At 68.3% G+C, this 21,672-nt stretch carries 21 protein-coding genes; 7 read left to right on the top strand and 14 right to left on the bottom strand.

The genetic code is table 11. From position 1 onward, the window contains the following. Positions 1-52: 52 nt before the first annotated feature. On the top strand, positions 53-1,096 hold the full coding sequence (locus FO044_RS07525; RefSeq protein ID WP_132994278.1) for an LLM class F420-dependent oxidoreductase: 1,044 nt from the start codon (positions 53-55) through the stop codon (positions 1,094-1,096). Positions 1,097-1,219: 123 nt separating this feature from the next. Beyond that, entirely contained in the window at positions 1,220-1,375 is a 156-nt protein-coding gene (locus FO044_RS15035) for a hypothetical protein (protein ID WP_165943129.1), read from the top strand. 87 nt (positions 1,376-1,462) lie between these two features. Here the strand turns inward: FO044_RS15035 and FO044_RS07520 are convergent, their stop codons facing one another. The 4 genes from FO044_RS07520 to FO044_RS07505 all read right to left on the bottom strand — a co-directional run bounded on the left by FO044_RS07520 (position 1,463) and on the right by FO044_RS07505 (position 4,042). Then, positions 1,463-1,732 (bottom strand): hypothetical protein, encoded by a 270-nt coding sequence (locus tag FO044_RS07520; protein WP_132994279.1) that lies wholly within the window; start codon positions 1,730-1,732, stop codon positions 1,463-1,465. A gap of 15 nt (positions 1,733-1,747) precedes the next feature. Beyond that, positions 1,748-2,464, bottom strand: coding sequence for an adenylate/guanylate cyclase domain-containing protein (locus tag FO044_RS07515; RefSeq protein ID WP_132994280.1), 717 nt, complete (start codon positions 2,462-2,464; stop codon positions 1,748-1,750). Between the two features lie 136 nt (positions 2,465-2,600). Continuing rightward, on the bottom strand, positions 2,601-3,764 hold the full coding sequence (locus FO044_RS07510) for a DUF475 domain-containing protein (RefSeq protein WP_132994281.1): 1,164 nt from the start codon (positions 3,762-3,764) through the stop codon (positions 2,601-2,603). Continuing rightward, positions 3,761-4,042, bottom strand: a complete 282-nt coding sequence (locus FO044_RS07505) for a hypothetical protein (protein ID WP_132994401.1) — start codon at positions 4,040-4,042, stop codon at positions 3,761-3,763. Before FO044_RS07505 ends, FO044_RS07510 begins: the two co-directional genes overlap by 4 nt. A 154-nt stretch (positions 4,043-4,196) precedes the next feature. On the opposite strand from FO044_RS07505, the gene FO044_RS07500 reads away from it, so the two are divergent. Further along, entirely contained in the window at positions 4,197-4,541 is a 345-nt protein-coding gene (locus FO044_RS07500) for an RNA polymerase-binding protein RbpA (RefSeq protein WP_132994282.1), read from the top strand. 91 nt (positions 4,542-4,632) lie between these two features. Here the strand turns inward: FO044_RS07500 and FO044_RS07495 are convergent, their stop codons facing one another. The 5 genes from FO044_RS07495 to FO044_RS07475 form a co-directional block, all read right to left on the bottom strand. Further along, positions 4,633-5,418 (bottom strand): polyprenol monophosphomannose synthase, encoded by a 786-nt coding sequence (locus FO044_RS07495; protein ID WP_132994283.1) that lies wholly within the window; start codon positions 5,416-5,418, stop codon positions 4,633-4,635. Then, positions 5,405-6,961 carry an apolipoprotein N-acyltransferase gene (lnt, locus tag FO044_RS07490; RefSeq protein WP_132994402.1) on the bottom strand — a complete coding sequence of 519 codons (1,557 nt, stop codon included), beginning with the start codon at positions 6,959-6,961 and terminating at the stop codon, positions 5,405-5,407. Before lnt ends, FO044_RS07495 begins: the two co-directional genes overlap by 14 nt. Positions 6,962-7,014: 53 nt before the next feature. Then, entirely contained in the window at positions 7,015-8,634 is a 1,620-nt protein-coding gene (locus FO044_RS07485) for an amidohydrolase (RefSeq protein ID WP_132994284.1), read from the bottom strand. A 63-nt stretch (positions 8,635-8,697) separates the two neighbouring features. Then, complete coding sequence (locus tag FO044_RS07480) at positions 8,698-9,252, bottom strand: FxsA family protein (protein WP_132994285.1); 555 nt, start codon at positions 9,250-9,252, stop codon at positions 8,698-8,700. 121 nt (positions 9,253-9,373) lie between these two features. Further along, the gene (locus FO044_RS07475; protein ID WP_143965466.1) at positions 9,374-13,006 is read right to left on the bottom strand and encodes a cobaltochelatase subunit CobN; all 3,633 of its coding nucleotides are present in this window, start codon (positions 13,004-13,006) and stop codon (positions 9,374-9,376) included. Between the two features lie 205 nt (positions 13,007-13,211). On the opposite strand from FO044_RS07475, the gene cobG reads away from it, so the two are divergent. From cobG to FO044_RS07460, 3 genes are read left to right on the top strand one after another with little or no spacing between them, the layout of a single operon-like run. After that, positions 13,212-14,351, top strand: coding sequence for a precorrin-3B synthase (cobG, locus tag FO044_RS07470; protein ID WP_132994287.1), 1,140 nt, complete (start codon positions 13,212-13,214; stop codon positions 14,349-14,351). 31 nt (positions 14,352-14,382) lie between these two features. Then, positions 14,383-15,021 carry a precorrin-8X methylmutase gene (locus tag FO044_RS07465; protein WP_132994288.1) on the top strand — a complete coding sequence of 213 codons (639 nt, stop codon included), beginning with the start codon at positions 14,383-14,385 and terminating at the stop codon, positions 15,019-15,021. After that, the gene (locus FO044_RS07460) at positions 15,018-16,535 is read left to right on the top strand and encodes a precorrin-2 C(20)-methyltransferase (RefSeq protein ID WP_132994289.1); all 1,518 of its coding nucleotides are present in this window, start codon (positions 15,018-15,020) and stop codon (positions 16,533-16,535) included. Before FO044_RS07465 ends, FO044_RS07460 begins: the two co-directional genes overlap by 4 nt. Here the strand turns inward: FO044_RS07460 and FO044_RS07455 are convergent. From FO044_RS07455 to dprE2, 4 genes are read right to left on the bottom strand one after another with little or no spacing between them, the layout of a single operon-like run. Next, positions 16,511-17,248 (bottom strand): cobalt-precorrin-6A reductase, encoded by a 738-nt coding sequence (locus FO044_RS07455; RefSeq protein ID WP_132994290.1) that lies wholly within the window; start codon positions 17,246-17,248, stop codon positions 16,511-16,513. The two genes, FO044_RS07460 and FO044_RS07455, sit on opposite strands and share 25 nt — an antisense overlap. Further along, on the bottom strand, positions 17,241-18,023 hold the full coding sequence (locus FO044_RS07450; RefSeq protein WP_132994291.1) for a cobalt-precorrin-4/precorrin-4 C(11)-methyltransferase: 783 nt from the start codon (positions 18,021-18,023) through the stop codon (positions 17,241-17,243). The genes FO044_RS07455 and FO044_RS07450 overlap by 8 nt, the downstream gene beginning before the upstream one ends. Continuing rightward, positions 18,020-19,228, bottom strand: coding sequence for a precorrin-6y C5,15-methyltransferase (decarboxylating) subunit CbiE (gene cbiE / locus FO044_RS07445; protein WP_132994292.1), 1,209 nt, complete (start codon positions 19,226-19,228; stop codon positions 18,020-18,022). Before cbiE ends, FO044_RS07450 begins: the two co-directional genes overlap by 4 nt. Continuing rightward, entirely contained in the window at positions 19,225-19,974 is a 750-nt protein-coding gene (gene dprE2 / locus FO044_RS07440; protein ID WP_235831559.1) for a decaprenylphospho-beta-D-erythro-pentofuranosid-2-ulose 2-reductase, read from the bottom strand. The genes cbiE and dprE2 overlap by 4 nt, the downstream gene beginning before the upstream one ends. 122 nt (positions 19,975-20,096) lie before the next feature. Between dprE2 and FO044_RS07435 the strand changes: the two genes are divergently transcribed. Then, positions 20,097-20,513 (top strand): PPOX class F420-dependent oxidoreductase, encoded by a 417-nt coding sequence (locus FO044_RS07435; protein ID WP_132994293.1) that lies wholly within the window; start codon positions 20,097-20,099, stop codon positions 20,511-20,513. On the opposite strand, the gene FO044_RS07430 is transcribed toward FO044_RS07435, so the two are convergent. Beyond that, on the bottom strand, positions 20,498-21,616 hold the full coding sequence (locus FO044_RS07430) for a M24 family metallopeptidase (protein ID WP_132994294.1): 1,119 nt from the start codon (positions 21,614-21,616) through the stop codon (positions 20,498-20,500). The genes FO044_RS07435 and FO044_RS07430 overlap by 16 nt on opposite strands. Positions 21,617-21,672 lie beyond the last annotated feature (56 nt).

Here is a 21,672-nt window from a genome sequence, read left to right as displayed (position 1 = left end):
GCGAGCGGAGCGACCCTGACACGGGTGGCTCCGCTCGCGTTAGATTGGCGGTATGAGACTCGGACTTCAACTCGGATACTGGGGCGCCACTCCACCGCACAACCACGCCGAACTCGTCGCCGCTGCCGAGGAGCACGGATTCGACGCGGTGTTCACGGCTGAGGCGTGGGGCTCGGATGCGTACACCCCGCTCGCCTGGTGGGGCGCCTCCACCGACCGGGTCAAGCTCGGCACCTCAGTGCTGCAGATGTCGGCACGGACGCCCACCGCGTGCGCGATGGCCGCGCTGACCCTCGATCATCTCTCGGGCGGCAGGCACGTCGTGGGCCTCGGAGTGTCGGGGCCGCAGGTTGTCGAGGGCTGGTACGGCCAGAGTTTCCCCAAACCCCTCGGTCGCACACGCGAGTACATCGACATCATGCGTCAGGTGTGGGCGCGTGAAGCTCCGGTCACGAGTGAGGGTCCGCACTATCCGCTCCCCGTCTCCGGACCCGGGACCTCGGGCCTGGGTAAACCTCTCAAGCCGATCGTCCATCCGCTGCGTCGTGACATCCCGGTGTTCCTCGGCGCGGAGGGGCCGAAGAACATTGCGCTGGCCGCGGAGATCGCGGATGGATGGCTCCCGCTCTTCTACACGCCCCGGATGGCGGATCAGTACAACGAGTGGCTAGACGAGGGCTTCGCCCGCTCCGGCGCTCGCCGTACGCGCGAGACGTTCGAGATCTGCGCGACCGCCCAGATAGTCCTGACCGACGACGTCGCGGCCGCGTACGCGGGTATCAAGCCGTTTCTCGCGCTCTACATGGGCGGCATGGGCAGTGAGGAGACGAACTTCCATGCCGAGGTGTACCGCCGGATGGGATATGCGGACGTCGTGGACGAGGTGACGTCGCTGTTCCGGGCCGGGCGCAAGGACGAGGCCGCGGCGATCATCCCGGATGCTGCCGTGGACGATTCCGCGATCGTCGGGGACGAGGCCCACGTTCGCGACCAGATCAAGGTGTGGGAGGCCGCAGGAGTCACGACGATGCTGGTCTCCCCCGGCTCACCGGCGGAGATCGAGCGCCTAGCCTCGCTCGTCGACCGACCCGACTGAACCGCGTGCGACCACGAAACCGAAGGTGAACGGAGTGTGAACACGCCGGTAATGAGAGTTGACTACGAGTGGACACTTGGTTACCTTGGTGTGGACTGAAGATAACCGGAGGAGGGCTCCACAATGCGTAATCGCACCAGTCCGACCTTCACCTCGACGCTCCGCGGCTATGGCCGTCGGATCAGCACGGTGATGAACCTGAGCACCGCAGACCGCGTACAGCTCCAGCTGTCGAACTCGCCGGTCGCCGTACTCGGCCCAGCCCCGCGTCGTCGCTGACGCGCACAGCTGAATACCCAGTGAGGCCCCCGACCATCCGGTCGGGGGCCTCACTGCTCGTGGTGCTGGTCGGTCGGGTCGGGACGGTCAATCGGGTCTCGGTACCCCGCTCGTCAGGTGCCACGACCCGCATGCGCACTCGTAGCAACGCAGGGATCGCGACCGCGACTGCCGGGTGATGGCGAGGATGGCGCCGGTGACGGCCGCCAAGTCCTCGTAGGCGATCTTCTCCGGGGTCGGACAGGTGAACACGACATCGGGGACCTCTCGCCGAGGCCGGCTGCGCCGGGCATGCGCCGCTGCGGTCCCGGCTTCGATGCGCCGGTAGTACCGCTCGAGCTCATCGTCGTCGAACATCGCCACACCGCACCATTATCCTCGTACTGCCGCCGGCACCCGCTCGCCGTCTTCGTCGTAGCGCGGAAGCACCCGGTACACGAGGAGCTCCTTGGGTACTCCTTTCGCGCGGAACCGGCGCTTCCGGATCACGTAGCGGCCGGTGTCCACGACCGCGATGGTCGTGTCGCTGGCGAACACCTCGCCGGCTCCCGCGCCATCGCACACCCGTGCGGCGATGTTGACGTCGATTCCGAGATAGTCGTCGCCGACCGCTCGGGGGCTTCCGGTGTGGAGTCCGGCGCGCAGCGCCGGCCGATGCCCCCCGACGGTGATCGCGGCGACCGCCTCACCGCATTCGTAGGCGGCCTCGATGGCCTGACCCGCGTCCACGAACACGGCCATCGTTCCATCGCCGAGGGTTTTCACGACCTGTCCCCCACGACGGCGGATGACCCCCGCACTCGCGGCGTTCACCTGGCCGAGCAGATCGAGAACCTGATCGTCGCCTGCCCTCAGCGCCCACGTGGAGAATCCGACGAGATCGGTGAACAGGATGGTGGCGGGAACCGGCTTGGAATCGACGTCGGCACGGTTCCGGCGGCGTTCGACCAGGTTCTGCCAGACGGACACCGATGCCAGACCGAGCTCGCGGACCGCGCTGGGACGTGTCTGCTCCGCGTTGTCGAGATAGCGAGCGAACCGATCGGACGGCCGATCGGTTCCGGGTCGCATGGGTTCGGCGGGAACCATCTTGCGGGCGAACCGTGCAGCTCGCAGGGCCGCATCACTCGTGTCGGTCCGAAGGAGTAATTCTTCGGCCCGGCGCCAAGGTGACGATGCACCGTTCCCGGGCGGTTCCGAACTCGGTGGGTTCACGGTGCTGAGTCTACGGGGCGGTTCCGACGTCCGACCGGTCCGAGCCCGACTGCTCGTCCGAGTTCGGCTGGTCGTCGGATCGGGCGTCCCGCCTGTTCGCCCAGATACTGGAGACCGTCGCCGCACCGATGAAGGCGACCCCGATCAGACCGGTGATGAGCTCGGGTACCTCTACGTGAATGCTCACGAGCATGATCGTCGCGAGCGCGCCGATCGCCCAGTGCGCTCCGTGCTCGAGGTATCGGTACTCGGAGAGCGTTCCGGCACGCACGAGGTAGATGGTGATGGAGCGAACGAACATCGCGCCGATGAACCCGAGGCCGAGGGCGATCAGAATCGGGTCGGACGTGATCGCGAAGGCGCCGATCACACCGTCGAACGAGAACGACGCATCGAGCACCTCCAGGTACAGGAACAGGAAGAAGCCCGCCTTGCCGACGGCCTGAGTGGCCTTCGTCGGACCGCCCGGACGCGCTGAACCTGCTTCGTCACTGCCTGGTTCCCCACTGCCTGGTTCTTCCGACTCCATGAATCCCGTCAGGCCGTTGACGACCAGATAGGTCAGGAGTCCGAGGATTCCCGCAGTCAGGACCGTCGTCGTGTCACCCGGTTCGGCGAACTGCACGGCGATGATGAGGGCACCCAGTGCGATGACGGTGGGTACGTTCGGGAGTCGACCGACCTTGCTCAACGGGTCTTCGATCGGACTGATCCAGGTGAGGTTCTTGCTGGTGAGCACGAAATCCAGGAACAGCATGATCAGGAACATGCCGCCGAATGCCGCGATCTGCGGATGCGCGTCGGTGAGGAGGGTCTCGTAGCTGGGACTTCCGTCGGGGAAGGCCGGCGCGTCGTTCGCGGGCGGATTGAGCGCCAGGTCCATGGCCTGCACGGGATTGAGTCCAGCCGTTGCCCAGACGATCGCCAGGGGGAACAGCAGACGCATTCCGAACACGGCGATCAGGATGCCCACGGTGAGGAAGATCCGCTGCCAGAACGGACTCATGCGCTCGAGCACGGTGGCGTTGATGACGGCGTTGTCGAACGAGAGCGAGATCTCGAGGATGGCGAGGATCGCGCAGATCGCGAGACCGGACATCCCCGCGTAGAGATATGCGGCGATGAGCGCCAGGATGGTCACGACGAAGGATGCGCCGAATACACGGACTGTCATCGAAGCCTTTCCGATTCTTCCGCGAGCCGGACCAGATCGTCGGTCATGGCTCTCAGGGTTTCCGGGTCTGCGTTCTCGGCGAGGGCCGTCTGCAGGTCCTGCGCCGCGCATCGAAGCTCGAACAACCGGTCACCGAGTGCTCCGGCTTCATCGACCGAGAGGATCAGTGCGTCCGGGGGAATAGAAGTGCCCTCGACCAGTGTTCTCTGTTCGTACGCGCGTTGGCGGCACGACCGCTTGCAGTACTTGCGGCGCCGCCCGGTTTCCGAGTCGACCATCTCCCGCCCGCACCATGCGCAGGCGTACGGACGTTTGCGTGACGACGTCTCGGACACTGCAACGACGTTACCGGTCCCCGGCGGTGCAATGGCCACTGACTTGGCCGAGCGCGTAGAATAGGTATGTTCATCCGTCTTTTGAGAGGACCCGTTAATGGCTGATCGAGTACTGCGCGGTAGCAGGCTCGGAGCGGTGAGCTACGAGACCGACCGCGACCACGACCTCGCACCGCGGCGGATCGTCCAGTACCGCACCGACAATGGTGAGATCTTCGACATCCCGTTCGCCGACGAAGCGGAGATCCCGTCGAAGTGGCCGTGCAAGAACGGCATGGAAGGCACCATCCTCGAGGGCGCAGATCCCGAGGAGAAGAAGGGCAAGCCCCCGCGCACCCACTGGGACATGCTGCTGGAGCGACGTTCGGAGGAAGAGCTCGAGGTTCTCCTCGCCGAGCGGCTGGATCTGCTGAAGCAGCGTCGCCGGGGCGGGACCGCCTGAGTCACACGCCGCAGAAACACGAAGTACGACGGGAGCCCCGGCCGGATAGGTCGGGGCTCCCGTCGTACCGAGTTCAGGCCGTGCGCGGCGTTCAGTGCCGCAGTCGGGCCAGGCGTCCCTGGATCCCCCACCGTGCGACGTTGATGAACGATTCAGCGATGACGCCACCGTCCATCTTCGATTCCCCGATCGCCCGTTCGGTGAACGTGATCGGGACCTCGCGAATCACGAAGCCGTGCTGCAGGCTGCGCCAGGCGAGGTCGATCTGGAAGCAGTAACCTGCCGACTCGACCTCGTCGAGCCCGATCGTCTCGAGGACCTCGCGCCGGAAGGCGCGGTAACCGGCAGTGATGTCCTTGATTCCCGCACCGAGCGCGATCCGGGCGTAGGTGTTCGCGCCTTTCGACAGGAGCTGACGACGTTTCGGCCAGTTAACCAGGGCGCCCCCGGGAACGTATCGCGAACCGATGACCAGGTCGGCGCCGTCGTTCACGGCGTCGAGCAGGCGATGCAATTGCTCCGGTGCATGGCTGCCGTCTGCGTCCATCTCGACGACAACTCGGTAATCACGCTGCAGACCCCAGGCGAATCCGGCGAGATACGCCTTACCGAGACCGTCTTTCGCCGTCCGGTGCATCACGTGGATGCGGCCTGCTGAGTCGTCGGCAGCGAGTCGGTCGGCCACCTCACCGGTGCCGTCGGGGCTCGAGTCGTCGACTATCAGGACGTGAACGTCGCCGAGCGAGGTCAGGAGTCGGTCGACGATGAGCGGCAGGTTCTCACGCTCGTTGAATGTCGGGACGACGACGAGTGCTCCGGCACCGCGCGATCCGATCAGACCGCCGCCACTGGAAGCACCCTGCTCAGTGCCGCTCAATGCTGCTCCTTCGTCCCTTCGGCCGCCCGAACCTCCGTGCGGCGAACATGTCGAGATTAGTCGCTCGTGCCAATGCGTACAAAAACCCGATAAGGAGGGCCAGTAGTGCGAACCGCTCGGGCCACGGCCCGAGTACGACTGCCGGCGTCCTGCCGTCGCGCAGCTCGAGTGAATCCTGAAGCGTCGCAGCCTCGAACAGACCCGACTGCTCGACGACGCTGCCGTCCGAGGAGATCAGCGCGCTCAGACCGCTCGTCGAGACCACTGCGACGTCGCGACCGGTCTCGACGGCCCGTACCCGTGACATCGCCAGCTGCTGACTGCTCATATCGGTGAGCCCGAATGTCGCGTTGTTCGTGGGCACGTAGAGCATCTGCGCGCCATCGTCGACCGCCTTTCGGGTGGAGCGGTCGAAGGCGACCTCCCAGCAGGTGGAGACCCCGAGTGACACGGGTCCGGACGGGGTCACCGGGGTGATGACGGACGATCCGGTGCCCGCGGCGAAGTTGCCCGCCCGGTCCGCGTACGACGAGAAGTGACGGAAGAAGTCGCGCCATGGCAGGTACTCGCCGAACGGCTGGATGATGTGCTTGTCGTAGCGCCCGGACGGTGCCTGGTCGGCGATCCGGTCATGCACGCCCCACAGCAGGACGGTGTTGGTGGGCTGCCCGTCGTTGGGCATCAACGTGCCGAGAGCCACCGGAACTCCGACGGCGGTGACGGCTGCTCGGATCAACTGGGTGGCGTCGGGATTCTCCAACGGCGGGATATCGGACGCGTTCTCCGGCCATAGGACCAGGTCGGGCGTTGGGCGTTCACCCGCGGTGACCTCACGCGCGAGCGCCATGGTCTCCTGCACGTGGTTGTCGAGGACGGCCCGACGTTGTGCGTTGAAGTCCAGTCCCAGCCTGGGCACGTTCCCCTGGACCGCAGCCACGTCGATCGGCGACGTCGCGTGCGTGCCGATCGGACCGGCCGCGGACACCACCGAGCCCAGGATCAGCGGAACGAGAAGCACCGCGAGTGCCACGAGCGGACGCGTCCGGTAAGTGCCCGACCGTCGTGCGTCGATCGCCGACAGCGCAGTGGCTCCGGCCGCCGCACCGACGACCGCCACGAGAAACGACAATCCGGGGACGCCGACCAGCGACGTCAGTGGCAGGAGCAGCCCCGAGGTCTGGCTGAACGCGGCGCGGCCCCACGGGAATCCGCCGAACGGGAACGAGGACCGGATCGCCTCGAACCCGGTCCACGCGACGGCGAACCACAACGGCGCGAACCGAAGACGCATCACGATCGTCGCGACGGCGCCGAAAGCGGTCAGGTACAGCGCCATCACCACGGCGAGCGCCAGCCACGGCAGCGGTCCGACGTACTCTCCGATCCACGGAAGCAGAGGGACGAAGAACGCGAGACCGAAGACGAACCCGGCGGCTGCTCCGGTGCGCGGTCGCGGCGCACCGGCTCGCAGGACGACGTACAGGAAGGCGAGCGAGATCGGGGCCAGGAACCAGAGGTCACGGGGCGGGAACGCCGCGAACATGAGTCCGCCGCCCGCAGCCGCGCCTGCGAGACGCAGCACCCAGAGCGGCAGCTTCACGCACCGGGCCGTTCGTAGATCGTCACGCCTGCGGAGACGGTTCGCACGCATTCGGGAAGCCGTGCGCCGGGTGACACGTCGGGCAGTGCGGGTACCCGCGACCGCGGGTCGGTCGACCATCGCTGAACCCCCTGGTGGGAGGCGGCGACGACGAGCTCGTCGACGTTCCAGACCGCGTAGTGCGCCGGGGCTCCGGGAACCAGGGTTCCGGTGAGACCGTCGTTGACGCCGGCGGCACGCCAGCCGCCGCGGGTGCATGCGGCGAAGGCCGCTCGCGGCGAGATGCCGTTGGTCGGCGTGTGGTGATGCACCGCGGCCCGAATCGAGGTCCACGGATCGATGGCGCAGACCGGGGAATCACTCGAGAAGGCGAGTGGGACACCCGCCTTGGCCAGCGCCGCGAAGTTGTTGAGAGTCGGCGCCCGGTCCCCCAGTCGCCGGATGTACAGAGCGTCGTCGCCGCCCCATTCGTCGTCGAACAACGGTTGCATGGACGCGACGAACCCGCACCGTGCGAACAGTTCCGCCTGTTCGGTCGTCACCATCTCCGCGTGCTCCAGCCGGTGCACGCAGCGCGCGAGCGCCGGCGTTCCGAGTTCATCGGCCACTTGTTCGAGCGCGACGGCGATCGCCGCGACCGCGGCGTCGCCGATGGCGTGGAATCCGGCCTGAACGCCGGCGAGCGTGGTGGCTCGCAGGTGGTTGGCGATGGTCTCCTCGTCTAGGTAGCTGACGCCGTACTCGCCGGGGCTGTCGCTGTACTCCTCGCTGAGCCACGCGGTCCGTGATCCGATGGCGCCGTCGACGAAGAGATCGCCGCCGATCCCGTCGGCCCCCATCGCTGAGACGACGGCGCGAGCGCCCTCGAGCGAACTCACCGGCTGGCCCCAGTAGCGGCGCACGGATACGCCGTGATCGAGTTCGGCGAGTGAGCGGAAGTCGTCGACACCGCTGATATCCGGACCGCCGTTCTCGTGCACCGCGACCACACCGCGCGACGCGGCGTGATCGAGTGCTCTGCGCTGGGCGCGGCGACGGGCTTCCGGCGTGATCAGGGCACGGGCGGCAGCTCGGACGCGATGATGGGCGGTGGCCACGAGCGGTGACTGGGGTTCGAAGCCGTTCGCCCCCTCGATCCCGTGAACCAGTTCCCGCAGCGCACTCGACGCCGCAGCGGAGTGCTCGTCGACACGGGCCAGGTAGACGGGCCTGCCAGGAGCCACCCGGTCGAGGTCCTCGGTGGTCGGGGGCATGTCCTCGCCCGGACCGCCGGACCAGGTGGAGGCATCCCAGCCGAGGCCCCAGATGATGGCGTCGTCGGAGTGCGCGACGAATTCGGCGAGCCGATCGAGGCAGTCCGAGCGGCTCGTCGCGGCCGTGAGGTTCAGGCCGATCAGTCCGAGACCGGTATCGGTGAGGTGCACATGGGAGTCGACGAACGCGGGTGCGACGAAGTGTCCCTCCAGATCGACGACCTCGGCGTCGGGGTGCAGTGCCCGCCCCACGTCGTCGGATCCGACCCACACGACGATTCCGTCGGTGATGGCGATTGCGGTGGCATCGGGAACGTCGGGCGAGGAATAGACCATCCCGCCGACGAGCAGCTGAGTCGTCACCTGATCGATTGTGTCAAAGACCGACGGATCCGGTGCGCGTGGACCCATCGGTCCCGGCCGGTATCAGTTCCAGTCCGTGCGCGCTCTGGGCAGCGACGGACGCTCGACACGGACCGTGCCGTCGGGATTGCGCTCGGTGATGTCCTCGACGTCGGACGTCTCGTCAACCACGTCGCCTTCGACGGTCCCGTCGACCGTGCCTCCTCCGGTGGCGCCGAAGCGCCGGCCGGAGCCGCCGGCGACGGGACCGCCACCGACGAGGAGGGTTGCGCGTTTGGCGGCGGAGGCTGCGATGACCGGGCGGAGTGCGCGCCGTGCGGCAGGCGTCATGATGATCAGTCCGACGATGGTGGATACGACGCCCGGAAGAATCGTGAAGAGCGCAGCTCCGGCGAACAGTGCGGTATCGGTGAGCGGTCTGCCTGCTCCCACCTCTTGACGCGAGGCCTTGCGCAGGTCGGACGTCAGACCGCGCGCCCGACGCCCGAGGAGGGCGTAGCCGAGCGCAGCGGCGCCGAGGGTGATGAGCAGCGCCCAGCCGAATCCCAGGAAGTGAGCCAGCGCCCAGAACGCCGCGACCTCGACGATCACGTAGGCGGCCAGGAGAAGTCTGATCATTTGCGCGTCACTCCGATTCACCTTCTGTGGGGTTCACTGTGGTGTGTTCTCTACGGTGTAACGAACGAGCAGGCGGTTTTGCTCCCGAACCGGGGATCCGAGTCCGGTGACGGCGCTCGGGTCAGTCGTCGCCGCGACCCTCGATGTCGCCTTCGGCTTCCAGATAGACGCGGCGCAGGGCGTCGAGCATGTCGGCGGGAGGTTCGTCCCACATATCCCGTTCGGCGGCTTCGAGCAGGCGTTCGGAGATGCCGTGCAGGGCCCACGGGTTCGACTTCTCGAGAAACTCCCGGTTCGTCTCGTCGAGGACGTACTGCTCGGTGAGCTGCTCGTACATCCAGTCGGCGACCACATCGGTGGTCGCGTCGTAACCGAACAGGTAATCGACGGTCGCCGCCATCTCGAACGCGCCCTTGTAACCGTGCCTGCGCATCGCGGAGAGCCACCGGGGGTTGACGACGCGTGCACGGAACACCCGTGAGGTCTCCTCGTGCAGGGTGCGCGTGCGAACGGCGTCCGGCCGCGTGGAATCGCCGATGTACGCCTCGGGGTCCGAGCCGGTGAGCGCACGAACCGTGGCGACCATGCCGCCATGGAACTGGAAGTAGTCGTCCGAGTCGGCGATGTCGTGCTCACGGGTGTCCGTGTTCTTCGCAGCGACCGCGATCCGGCGGTACGCGGCCCGCATGTCGTCGACCGCGGCCACGCCGTCGAGGTCGCGGCCGTACGCGTATCCGCCCCATTCGGTGTAGACGGCGGCGAGATCGTCGTCGGTGCGCCACTGCTTGGAGTCGATCAGTTGCAGCAAGCCGGCTCCGTACGTGCCGGGACGCGAGCCGAAGACGCGCGTCGTCGCCCGGCGGGCGTCGCCGTGCTCGGCGAGCGCTGCGCGGGCGTGCGCGGCGACGTAGTTCCGATGGTCGGGTTCATCGGCGTCTGCGGCGAGACGCACCGCATCGTCGAGCATCGTCACCACGTGGGAGAAGGCGTCCCGGAAGAAGCCGGAGATGCGGATCGTCACATCGATGCGCGGACGGCCGAGTTCCTCGAGTGCGATGAGTTCGAGGCCGGTGATGCGGCGGGACGCCTCGTCCCAGACGGGCGCCACGCCGAGGAGTGCGAGGATCTCACCGACATCGTCACCCGAGGTGCGCATCGCGCTGGTGCCCCACACCGACAGCCCGACCGACGCGGGATGGTGGCCGTGATCGGCGACGTAGCGGTCGACGAGTGAGTCCGCCATCGCGCGGCCGGTCTCGAAGGCCAGCTGCGACGGCACGGCCTTCGGATCGACCGAGTAGAAGTTGCGGCCGGTCGGCAGGACGTTGATCAGTCCGCGGAGCGGCGATCCGCTCGGTCCGGCTTCGATGAAACCGCCGTCGAGCGCGTGCAGCACCTGTGTGATCTCGCGGGAGGTGGCCCGCAGGCGCGGAACCACCTCGTGGGCGGCGAAGGCGAGGATCTCGGCGACCTGCGGCGGGTGCCCGGCGGTGGCCGCGGTGACCGCGGAGTCCGACCAGTCCCCCGCTGCGCACGCGCTGACCAGGCCGCGAGCGATCTGCTCGACGCGGTCGACGTCCGCACGCGCGGACTCGTGCTCGACCAGGCCCAGCGCCTCACGGAGTCCGGGCAGGCTCTGCGCTCCGCCCCAGAGCTGGCGGGCGCGCAGCATCGCGAGGATCAGGTCGACCTCGGTCTCGGCGTCCGGCGCCTGCCCGAGAACGTGCAGCCCGTCGCGGATGGCAGCGTCCTTGATCTCGCAGAGCCATCCATCGACGTGCAGCAGCATGTCATCGAACACCTCTTCGTCGGGGCGTTCGGCAAGGCCGAGATCGGCATCCATCTTGGCGGCAGTCAGCAGCGTCCAGATCTGCTGCCGGATGGCGGGCAGCTTGCCCGGATCAAGTGCCGAGATGTTGGCGTGCTCATCGAGAAGCTGCTCGAGACGTGCGATGTCGCCGTAGCTCTCCGCGCGGGCCATCGGCGGGATCAGGTGATCGATCAGGACCGCGTGCGCACGCCGCTTGGCCTGCGTGCCTTCACCGGGATCGTTGACCAGGAACGGGTAGACGAGCGGAAGGTCGCCGATCGCCGCGTCCGTCCCGCAGTCCGCCGACATGCCGAGTGTCTTGCCCGGTAGCCATTCGAGGTTGCCGTGCTTGCCCACGTGCACCACGGCGTCGGCCGCGAAGCCCCAGCCGTCGGTCTCCGGTCGGGAGGCGAGCCAGCGGTAGCTGGCCAGGTAGTGATGACTCGGCGGCAGGTCGGGGTCGTGATAGATCGCGACGGGATTCTCCCCGAAGCCGCGGGGCGGCTGCACCAGCAGCACGATGTTCCCGAAGGTCATCGCTGCGATGACGATGTCGCCGTCGGGGTTGGCCGTCCGGTCGACGAACAGCTCGCCGGGCGGCGGTCCCCAGTGCTCGACCACCGAGGACCGGAGTCCGTCGGGCAGCGTCCGGAACCAGTCGGTGTAGTCGGCAGCCGGCACACGCACCGGGTTGGCCGCCAGCGCCTCCTCGGTCAGCCAGTCGGCATCCTGACCGCCGGCGTCGATGAGGGCGTGCATGAGCGCATCCGGGTCGTCGGCGTCCGGGGTGGCCCCGAGCCCGGGAACAGCGTCGTCGCCGGTACGCGGGCCCAGGTCGTAACCGGCCTCGTCCAGGGCCCGCATCAGATGCACCAGGCTGCGCGGGGTGTCGAGCCCGACGGCGTTGCCGATCCGCGCGTGCTTGGTCGGATACGCCGACAGCAGGAGGGCGATCCGACGTTCCGGAGCAGGCAGGTACCGCAGCCTCGCATGCCGTACGGCGATCCCGGCAACCCGAGCGCACCGTTCGGCGTCGGCTGCGTAGTACGGAAGGCCGCGGTCGTCGAACTCCTTGAACGAGAACGGGACGGTGATGACGCGGCCGTCGAACTCCGGGACGGCCACCTGGCTCGCCACATCCATCGGCGAGACGCCGTCGTCAGCGGCGTCCCAGTCGGCGCGCGAGGTCGTCAGGCACAGTCCTTGCAGAATCGGGACGTCGAGGGCCGCGAGCCGTTCGACGTTCCACGCCTCGTCGTCACCGCCTGCGCCGGCCGTCGCCGGCGTGGTGCCGCCTGCGGCGAGCACCGTCACGATCAGGGCGTCGAACGTCCCGAGATGACCGATCAGCTCGTCATCGGCGGCACGCAGCGACGCCGTGAACACCGCCTCGGCGGTGGCGCCGTGACCCTCGATGGCGGTGCACAGGGCGTTGACGTACTCGGTGTTCCCTGCCAGGTGCTGCGCACGGTAGTACAGCACCCCGATGCGGGGGCCCGGCTCCCCATCGGGCTCCGGGCCCCGATCGAGGGTGCCCCACGACGGGGTCTCGACGGGGGGGTCGAATCCGAGTCCGGTGAGCAGGATCGTGTCGGACAGGAAGTTGTGCACAGCGATCAGGTTCTCCGCGCCACCTGCCACGAAGTAGCTATGGGCCTGTGCCGCGACACCGGTCGGAACCGTGGAGAGCGCCATCAGGTCCGGGTCCGGGTTGAGTTCACCGGAGAGAACGACCACAGGCGTGCGGCGCGCCAGGACTGCGTCGAGTCCTTCCTCCCACGCTCGCCGTCCGCCGAGGATGCGGACGACGACGAGGTCGGCGTCGTCGACGAGGCCCGGAACGTCGTCCACGAGGATCCGGCTCGGATTGGCCACTCGGTAATCGGCGCCGCAGGTCGCGGCGGTCCGCAGGTCGGTGTCGGACGTGGACAGCAGAGTGATCACGGCTACTCCTCGCCGGGAAGGCGCGCCCGGCATAGTGCGGACGACCGAGGCTCCTCGGCCGTTCGACGTGGGTCTGGCTCGAACGTGTGCGAGAGGGTTCCCGACTCGTTCATACAGTGGCGCGTCCGCACCGGATTCCCACCGGGTTTCCACATCGTGTTCGACGCCAAGACTAGCCGTCGCGGTGCAGGCATATCCTGGACGGGTGACCGTGCCCGATGATCGCTGTCCCGGAGTCTTCCGGACGCATCCTGCCGCCGACGGACGCCTCGCCCGTATCCGACTTCCCGGCGGGGTGATCGAGGCGGCTTCACTCGAAGCCCTTGCGCACGCAGCGGAGGAGTTCGGCGACGGGGCGATCGAGATGACCGTCCGCGGCAACCTGCAGGTACGGGCGATCGCCGATGAGGACACCGACGCCTTCGCCGCCGCGATGACCGACGCGGGTCTGGTCTCGACGTCCGCGCACGACCTGGTCCGCAATATCGCGGTGTCGGCGTTCACCGGCCGGGTGGGCGGACGGTCCGACCTGCGGCCGGTCGCCGCAGGATTGAACGACGCCCTGATCGCAGCTCCGTGGGCGGCCGGGCTGTCCGGCCGCTTCTGGTTCGGTCTCGACGACGGGCGCGGCGACGTGCTCGCGCGAGCAGCCGACGTGACCGGAGTGGCTCTCGGGCCCGCATCGGGAATCGTGGTGGTGGACGGGGAGGCCGTCGGTGCGCCGGTTCCGCTCCACGAACTGGCGCACGCGATGCTGACTGCCGCCGCGCAGTTCGTCGCGGTTGCCGACGGCTCGTGGCGCGTTCGCGACCTGTCTGCGGCGCAGCGGGAATCGTTGATCGGCAGGCTCGGTCGCGCCCGGGTGACGGTGCCGGAACCGTGTGCCCCGGATCCCCGCGTCGGCTGGTTCGACCAGCACGACGGCGAGGTGCTGCTCGGCGCTGTGCTGCCATTCGGCCGGATCACCGCCGAACAGGCCCGGTTCGCGGCGGCGATCGGCGGCCCGGTCGTCGTGACACCCGAACGTGAGCTGCTCTTCGGCGATCTCGACGAGGCCGTGGCCGACACCGTGATTCGGGTACTCGCTCCACTGGGTTTCGTTTTCGACGCCCGCTCACCGTGGGTGGCACTGTCCGCGTGCACCGGATCACCGGGTTGCGATAAGTCGCACGCGGACGTGCGCGGCGATCTCACCGCATACGTGGGGCGCCTCGATCCGGAGTCCGCCGATCTCCACGGTCGGGAGCACTGGGTCGGCTGCGACCGCGGCTGCGGGTCGCCGGGACCCCCTCACGTGCGGTTCGCGGCCACTCCGGACGGTTACGTCCGGAGCCGTCGCAACTGACGAGTCCGCGGTGCGTAATGTTGGCCGCACCATGAGCGAGAATGTCCGCGGCGATTACGTCCGCGATGGAGCCGAGATATACCGCCAGTCGTTCGCCACCATCCGTGCCGAATCCGATCTGGCGCGCTTTCCCACCGACCTGGAGTCGGTCATCGTCAGGATGATCCACGCGTGCGGCCAGACCGACCTGACCGACGACGTGGTCGCGACTCCCCGAGTGGTCGCCGCCGCGCGTGCGGCGCTGGCGGCCGGCGGGCCGATCCTGTGCGATACGCACATGGTGGCGTCGGGCGTCACCCGCGTGCGGCTGCCTGCCGACAACGAGGTGCGGTGTCATCTACGCGAACCCGGCATCGCCGAACGCGCGGAGCGGATCGGAAACACCCGAACCGCAGCGGCGCTCGAGTACTGGCGCGCCGATCTGGAGCGGTCCGTGGTCGCCATCGGTAACGCCCCGACAGCATTGTTCGCACTTCTCGACCTGATCGACGACGGGTGGCCGCGTCCCGCCGCCATCATCGGCGCCCCGGTCGGGTTCGTCGGGGCCGCGGAATCGTGCGCGGCCCTCGCCTCCCGAGACGATCTGGAGTTCATCACGATCACCGGCAGGCGCGGCGGATCGGCGATCACGGCGGCGGCGGTCAACGCGCTCGCGAGCACCGCCGAATGAGCGGCAAGCTGTGGGGCGTCGGACTGGGACCAGGCGACTCCGAGCTCGTCACCGTCAAGGCCGCCCGGATCATCGAACAGGCCGACGTCGTCGCGTACCACTGTGCACGACACGGGAACTCGATCGCCCGATCCGTCGCTGAGCCCTACCTTCGGGATGGCCAGGTGGAGGAACGCCTCATGTACCCGCTCACGGTGGAGACCACCGACCACCCCGGCGGATATGCGGGCGCGATGGCGGAGTTCTACACGGAGAGCGCCCGGCGACTCGCCGAGCATCTGGAGGCGGGCCGTGACGTAGCGCTGCTCGCTGAAGGCGACCCGCTGTTCTTCAGTTCGTACATGCACATGCACAAGCGGCTGCACGACCGCTTCGAAGCGGAGATCATCCCCGGCGTCACCTCGGTCAGCGCGGCGTCCGCCGCGATCGGCATTCCACTTGTCGAGGGCGAGGAGACGCTGACCGTGCTGCCTGGCACGGCCGAACCCGGTGAACTCGTCACCCACATCCGTTCGGGCGAAGCGCTCGCGGTGATGAAGCTGGGCCGGACGTTCGAGAAGGTTCGCGACGCCCTGCGGACTGCCGGGCGGCTCGACGAGGCCTGGTACGTCGAGCGTGCTTCCACGCAGCGTCAGCGAGTCGAGCCGGTCGTGGACGTCGACCCGGGCACGGTGCCCTACTTCTCACTGATCGTCGTACCGGGACGCCGCAACAACCCGCTTGCCAGACAGCCGGATCCGCACGTCAGCTCGGCGCAGACGGGCGAGGTCGTCGTAGTCGGTCTGGGTCCCGGTCCAGTCGAGCAGACCACGCCGCAGGTGTCCGCGGAAATCGCCGCCGCAACGGACCTCGTCGGGTACGGCACGTATCTGCGCCGAATCTCGGCCCGTCCAGGGCAGCGGGTGCACGCGAGCGATAACCGGGTCGAGGCGCAGCGAGCCGAATTCGCGCTGGACCTCGCGTCGCGCGGGGCCCGCGTCGCCGTCGTATCGTCGGGTGATCCGGGCGTGTTCGCGATGGCTGCAGCCGTCAGCGAGATCGCGGCCGAGCCGCGATGGCGCGAGGTGCCCGTGCGCGTGGTTCCCGGAGTCAGCGCCGCCCATGCAGTGGCCGCCGCGGCGGGAGCCCCGCTCGGGCACGATTTCGCGGTGATCTCCCTGTCGGACCTTCTGAAGCCGGGCGCAGTGATCGAGAAGCGGCTGCGGTACGCGATCGCCGCGGATCTGGCGGTGGCGATCTACAATCCGGCGTCCTCCAGGCGGACGCAGCAGGTGACCCGCCTCAAGGAGTTGCTCACCGAGCTCGTCCCCGCTGACCGGGTCGTCATCCAGGGCCGCGACGTCGGCGGGTCGGGCGAGTGCATCACCGTCACCACGTCGAGCCGTTTCGATCCGTCGACTGTCGATATGCGCACCCTGCTGATCATCGGATCATCGACGACCACGGCCGTGGATCGCTCCGGCGGACAGCTCGTCTACACGCCGCGTCACTACAGCAGCGAACGGACTCGCTGAACCGCATCCTCCACGGTGGCGGCACGGTCGATGCCCGCAGGTTCGGCCGGGCGGTCGACCATGATCACCTCGAGGCCGCGCTTGGCAGCCGCTGCCAGCTTCGCCGACGTCAGTGCTCCGCCGCTGTTCTTCGTCACGACCAGATCGATCCCGTGCCGATCGATCAGGGACAACTCGCCGTCCAGTGAGTAGGGGCCGCGCGAGCGCAGCATCTCGTGGCGCGATGGCAGCTCGGAGTCGGGAGTCTCGACGACCCGGACCAGGAACCAGGCGCCGGTGACCCCGGCGAACGCCGCCACGTCCTGCCTGCCGGTCGTCAGAAGCACCCGGCCGCCCCGATCCGCGACGGCCGCCGCTGCCGCGTCGATGTCCGGTACCCGCGTCCACCGGTCGCCGGGCTCAGCACTCCACGCCGGTCGCGCGAGTCGCAGATACGGAACCTCGGCCTCGGCGGATGCCGACACCGCGTTGCCGGTGATCCGGGCAGCGAACGGATGCGTGGCATCGAGCGCAACCTGGATCGCATTGTCCTGCAAGAATTGTCGGAGTCCGTCCGGGCCTCCGAAACCGCCGACCCGGACGTCGCCCACCGGAAGCCGGGGAGCGCTGACACGCCCGGCGAGCGAACTGATCACCTCGAGACCGGCATCCACGAGGGCGGCTGCGGCGGCCCGCGCCTCGGCGGTACCGCCGAGGATGAGCACGTCAGCCATCGACGCCGGACCGCGGTTCCCGGATCTTCGCCATCCGCTCATGCGAGTACAGATAACTCTCGACGAGCCCTGGATGATCCAGTCCGGCGAGCGCTTGGCCGACGAAGATGACGGCGGTCTTGGAGATACCGGCATCCTGGAGCGCCTCGTGGAGCCCGGCCAGCCGAACGCGGACGATCGCCTCGTCGCCACGCGATGCGTAGGCGACGGTCGCCGTCGGGCAGTCCGGACCGTAGTGCGGTGTGAGGGCTTCGACGATCTGCTCGGTGCGGTGCGCAGCCAAGTGCAGTGCCAGTGTCACGCCCGTGCGGGCGAGCGAGGCGAGGTCCTCCCCCGGCGGCATGTCGGTCGAGAGAGTCGATACCCGGCTGATCAACAGGCTCTGTCCCACTCCCGGCACAGTGAGCTCGGTGTCGAGCGCCGCGGCGGCAGCGGCGAACGCCGGTACCCCGGGAACGATCTCCCACGGAATGTCGAGCGCTCGCAGACGTGCCGCCTGCTCGGTGAAGGCCGAGTACAACGACAGATCGCCGGAATGCAGCCGAGCGACGTCGTGGCCCGCTGAATCGGCCTTCACGATCTCGGCCATGATCTGCTCGAGCGGCATGCGCGCCGTATCGATCGCGACGGCGTCCATCGGCAGCCGGTCCAGCAGCTCGGCCGGGACCAGCGAACCCGCATACAGACACGTCCGGCAACGCGCCAGCGTCTGCGCCCCGCGCACCGTGATGAGATCTGGCGCACCGGGCCCCGCACCGATGAAGTACACCGTCATGGCTTCACCGCCGTCCACTGCACGATCGGGAGCGCGGGCCGCCACGCGGTGGATCGCCCGAGAGGTGCTGCGTACTCGATGCCGATCCGCACCATGTCCCCTCCCCACCGGCGCGACGCCTGGTCCACGATCCGCTCGGTCTCGATGGTGACGGCGTTGGCGACGATGCGGCCGCCGGGGAGAAGGGCGTTCCACGCAGCGTCGAGGACCTCGACGGACATTCCGCCCCCGATGAAGACGGAGTTCGGCCGGGGTGCGTCGGCGAGAGCCGCGGGCACGCCTGCCCGCACCTCGATCCGATCGACCACCCCGTGTCTGCGGGCGTTCTCCACCACGTTGACGGCGCGTTGCGGATCGGCCTCGAACGCGACGACGTGTCCTGTTCGCAGCGTCGCGAGCCATTCGATGCCGATGCTGCCCGAACCCGCCCCTATGTCCCAGAGGCATTGGCCCTCAGCTGGTTCGAGAACGCTCACGCTCAGCACGCGAACAGGCCGCTTAGACAGCTGCCCGTCGTTGAGATACGCGTCGTCGGCCCGTCCGGGCGCGCGCGAACGCGGCGGGCCGGCACATTCGACCGCGACGATGTTCAGGGCGGACGAGGTCCCCCGCCACCCGTCCGCGTTGCCCCACAGGATGTGCTCGTCCGGCGCCCCGACGTCTGAGAGCACCGCGAGGGACGATCCGCCGTAGCCGTACTCGCACAGCAGATGCGCGACCGCCTCCGGGGTCGATGCGTCGGTCGAGAGGACCAGCAGCCGTGCCCCGTCGGTCAGATGCCCGACCATCGACTCCAACGGCGCCGTCACCAGGCTCACGACCGTCGCGGACGCGAGATCCCACCCGAGGCGAGACGCTGCGAGCGACACGCTCGACGGTGCTGACAGCACCCGCACCCGATTCGCTCCGACGGTCCGGACGAGCGAGGCGCCCAGTCCGTGGAACATGGGATCGCCGCTGGCCAACAGGTGCACCGGCTCGGATGTCTCGGCGGCGGTGACATCGGCCAGATGCTCCGACATGGGGCTGCGCCATTGAATCCGGGTCGCGGACACGCTCGCGGGCAGCAGGTCGAGCTGACGCTGCGAACCGTAGACGGTGCGCGCTGACTCGAGTTCACGGCGCGCGGCGGGGGTGAGTCCGTCCCAGCCGTCGGCGCCGATCCCGACGACGACGAAGAGGCCGGGAACGTGGTCGGTGCTCACCGAGGCAACCTCCGCCACACCGCACGCGGGAGCAGTCGCATCCCGAAGAAGATCGGGCGAAGCCGTCCGGGGATCCAGACCTCGCCCCGCCCCTTCCGGTACGCGGTCGCGACGGCGTCGGCCACCTGATCGGCGGTGACCGACATCGGTGCCGGTTTCACACCGGAGTCCATCAGTTCGCGCGTCATCGCACCGATGACGAATCCGGGGCGCGCGAGCAGCAGCCGCACGCCGCTGCCCTGCAGCGCGTCGGCGAGCCCCGAGGCGAATCCGTCGAGCCCGGCCTTGGTGGACCCGTAGACGTAGTTGGCCTTGCGGACCCGGACGCCGGCCACCGACGAGAACACGACGATCGTGCCCGACCCCTGACGGCGGAGTGCGGTCGCCAGCGGTGTGATCACGCTGATCTGCGCGTAATAGTCGGTGTGCGCGATCTGCAGCGCGTGCTCGACATCGGTCTGAGCGCGGGCTGCGTCTCCCAGGATCCCGAAGGCGATGATGGCTGCTTCGATCGGACCGTGTTCGGCGACGATTCGCTCGATCAGTGCGGTGTGCGACGACGTGTCATCGGCATCGAACTCCGTTGTCACTACATCGGTAGCCCCCGCGGTGCGGAGGACCCGGGATTCCACCGCCAGGTCGTCCGCCCGTCGACCCGCGAGGATCACGCGTTTACCTGAAGCTAGCCGGGCCGCTGTCGCGACACCGATCTCGCTCCGTCCGCCGAACAGCACGATGGTTCCCACACCTGCAGTATTCCAGTCGCCGTTACGGCACTGCACGGGCCCACCGCCGTAGCGGATATGCGTGCGCACCGCGTATGCGGCGCCCCGTCGCACATATCCCTCGCCGACTACAGTCGGAGACCATGCAGCGCACCGTCTCCGACCTGAGCCCACTCGCCCGGGACTTTCTGTCCGAATACCACCTCGCGAGCCTCGCCACGACGCGGACTGACGGCACGCCGCATGTCTGCGCGGTCGGGTTCACCGTCGACTACGACGGCGGAGTCGCCCGGGTCATCACATTCGAAGGCAGCCAGAAGGTCCTCAACGCGGAGCGCAGCGGCTACGCCGCATTGACCCATGTCGACGGCCCCCGCTGGCTAACCCTCGAGGGGCCTGCCCGCATCGCACGGGATCCGGCGTCGGTGCGCGATGCGGAGGAACGGTACGCGACGCGGTACCGACGGCCGAAGCCGAACCCGCGGCGCGTGGTCCTCGAAGTGACCATCACCAGGTTGATGGGGTCTGGCGTGATGTTCGCCGATCAGCCGTCGAGCTGAACGAGCCCGTGCGGACGGGTGTTGAGTGACTCGCAGCCGTCTGCGGTGACGACGACGATGTCCTCGATGCGAGCTCCCCACGAGCCCGGGAAGTAGACACCCGGCTCGATGCTGAACGCCATTCCCACACGCAGTGCGTCATCGTTACCGCCCACGATGTACGGCTCCTCGTGGACCGAGAGACCGATTCCGTGTCCCGTTCGGTGGATGAAGGCGTCGCCGTACCCCGCCTGCGTGATCACCTCGCGTGCCGCGGCGTCGATGCTCTGCGCCGTCGCACCGGGACGCACCGCCGCTACCGCAGCCGCCTGCGCCTGATGCAGGACGTCGTAGATCGCTGCGACCTCGGGATTCGGCGGGCGGAAACAGTACGTGCGAGTCGAGTCCGAGTTGTAGCCCGGCTCCACCGGTCCCCCGATGTCGATCACGACCACGTCGTCCCGGGAGATCACCCGGTCGGAGTGCTCGTGATGCGGGTCGGCCCCGTTGGGCCCCGAGCCGACGATGATGAACTCCGCGGCGGTGTGCCCCTCGGCGAGGATCGCCGCGTCGATGTCCGCTGCGACCTGAGCCTCCGTGCGGCCCGGCACGAGGAACTCCCCCATCCGTTCGTGGACTCGATCGATCGCGGCGCCGGCTCGGCGCAGGGCGGCTATCTCGGCATCGTCCTTGATCATCCGCAGTTCCCGCAGCACTGCAGTGGCGAGTTCGGGGGCGCGAGTCGTGCGCGCGGCCAACGGGATCACGTGCAGGGCGGGAAGCGAATCCGATACGGCGACACGCGCATCCGTCGGCAGACCAGCCGTCGCCAACTCGTACGGGTCCTGACCGTCGACCCAGTCGACCACGTCGATGTCGAGGTCTGCGATCGCCGACTCGCGCAGAGCGGCCAACTCCAGTCGGGCCGCCACCACGTGCGCCCGCCCACGCGCCGGGACGATCAGCGCGGTGAGCCGTTCGAACGTATCGGCACCCGATCCGGTCAGATACCTGAAGTCCGGGCCGGTGCCCACGACCAGTGCGTCGAGACCCGCTTCGCGGGTGAGATCAGCGGCGCGCTGCAGGCGCCGTGCGTAGACGTCGGAATCGAATCGGCCTGACATGCCTCCAGCGTATGGGAGAGCACCACACGTGCCCCGCTCACGTGTGGAACAGTGGT

The organism is Gordonia zhaorongruii, from assembly GCF_007559005.1.
Lineage (GTDB): Bacteria > Actinomycetota > Actinomycetes > Mycobacteriales > Mycobacteriaceae > Gordonia > Gordonia zhaorongruii.
Note: the sequence above shows the minus strand (reverse complement) of the source record. Positions and strands in the feature narration are given on the sequence as shown.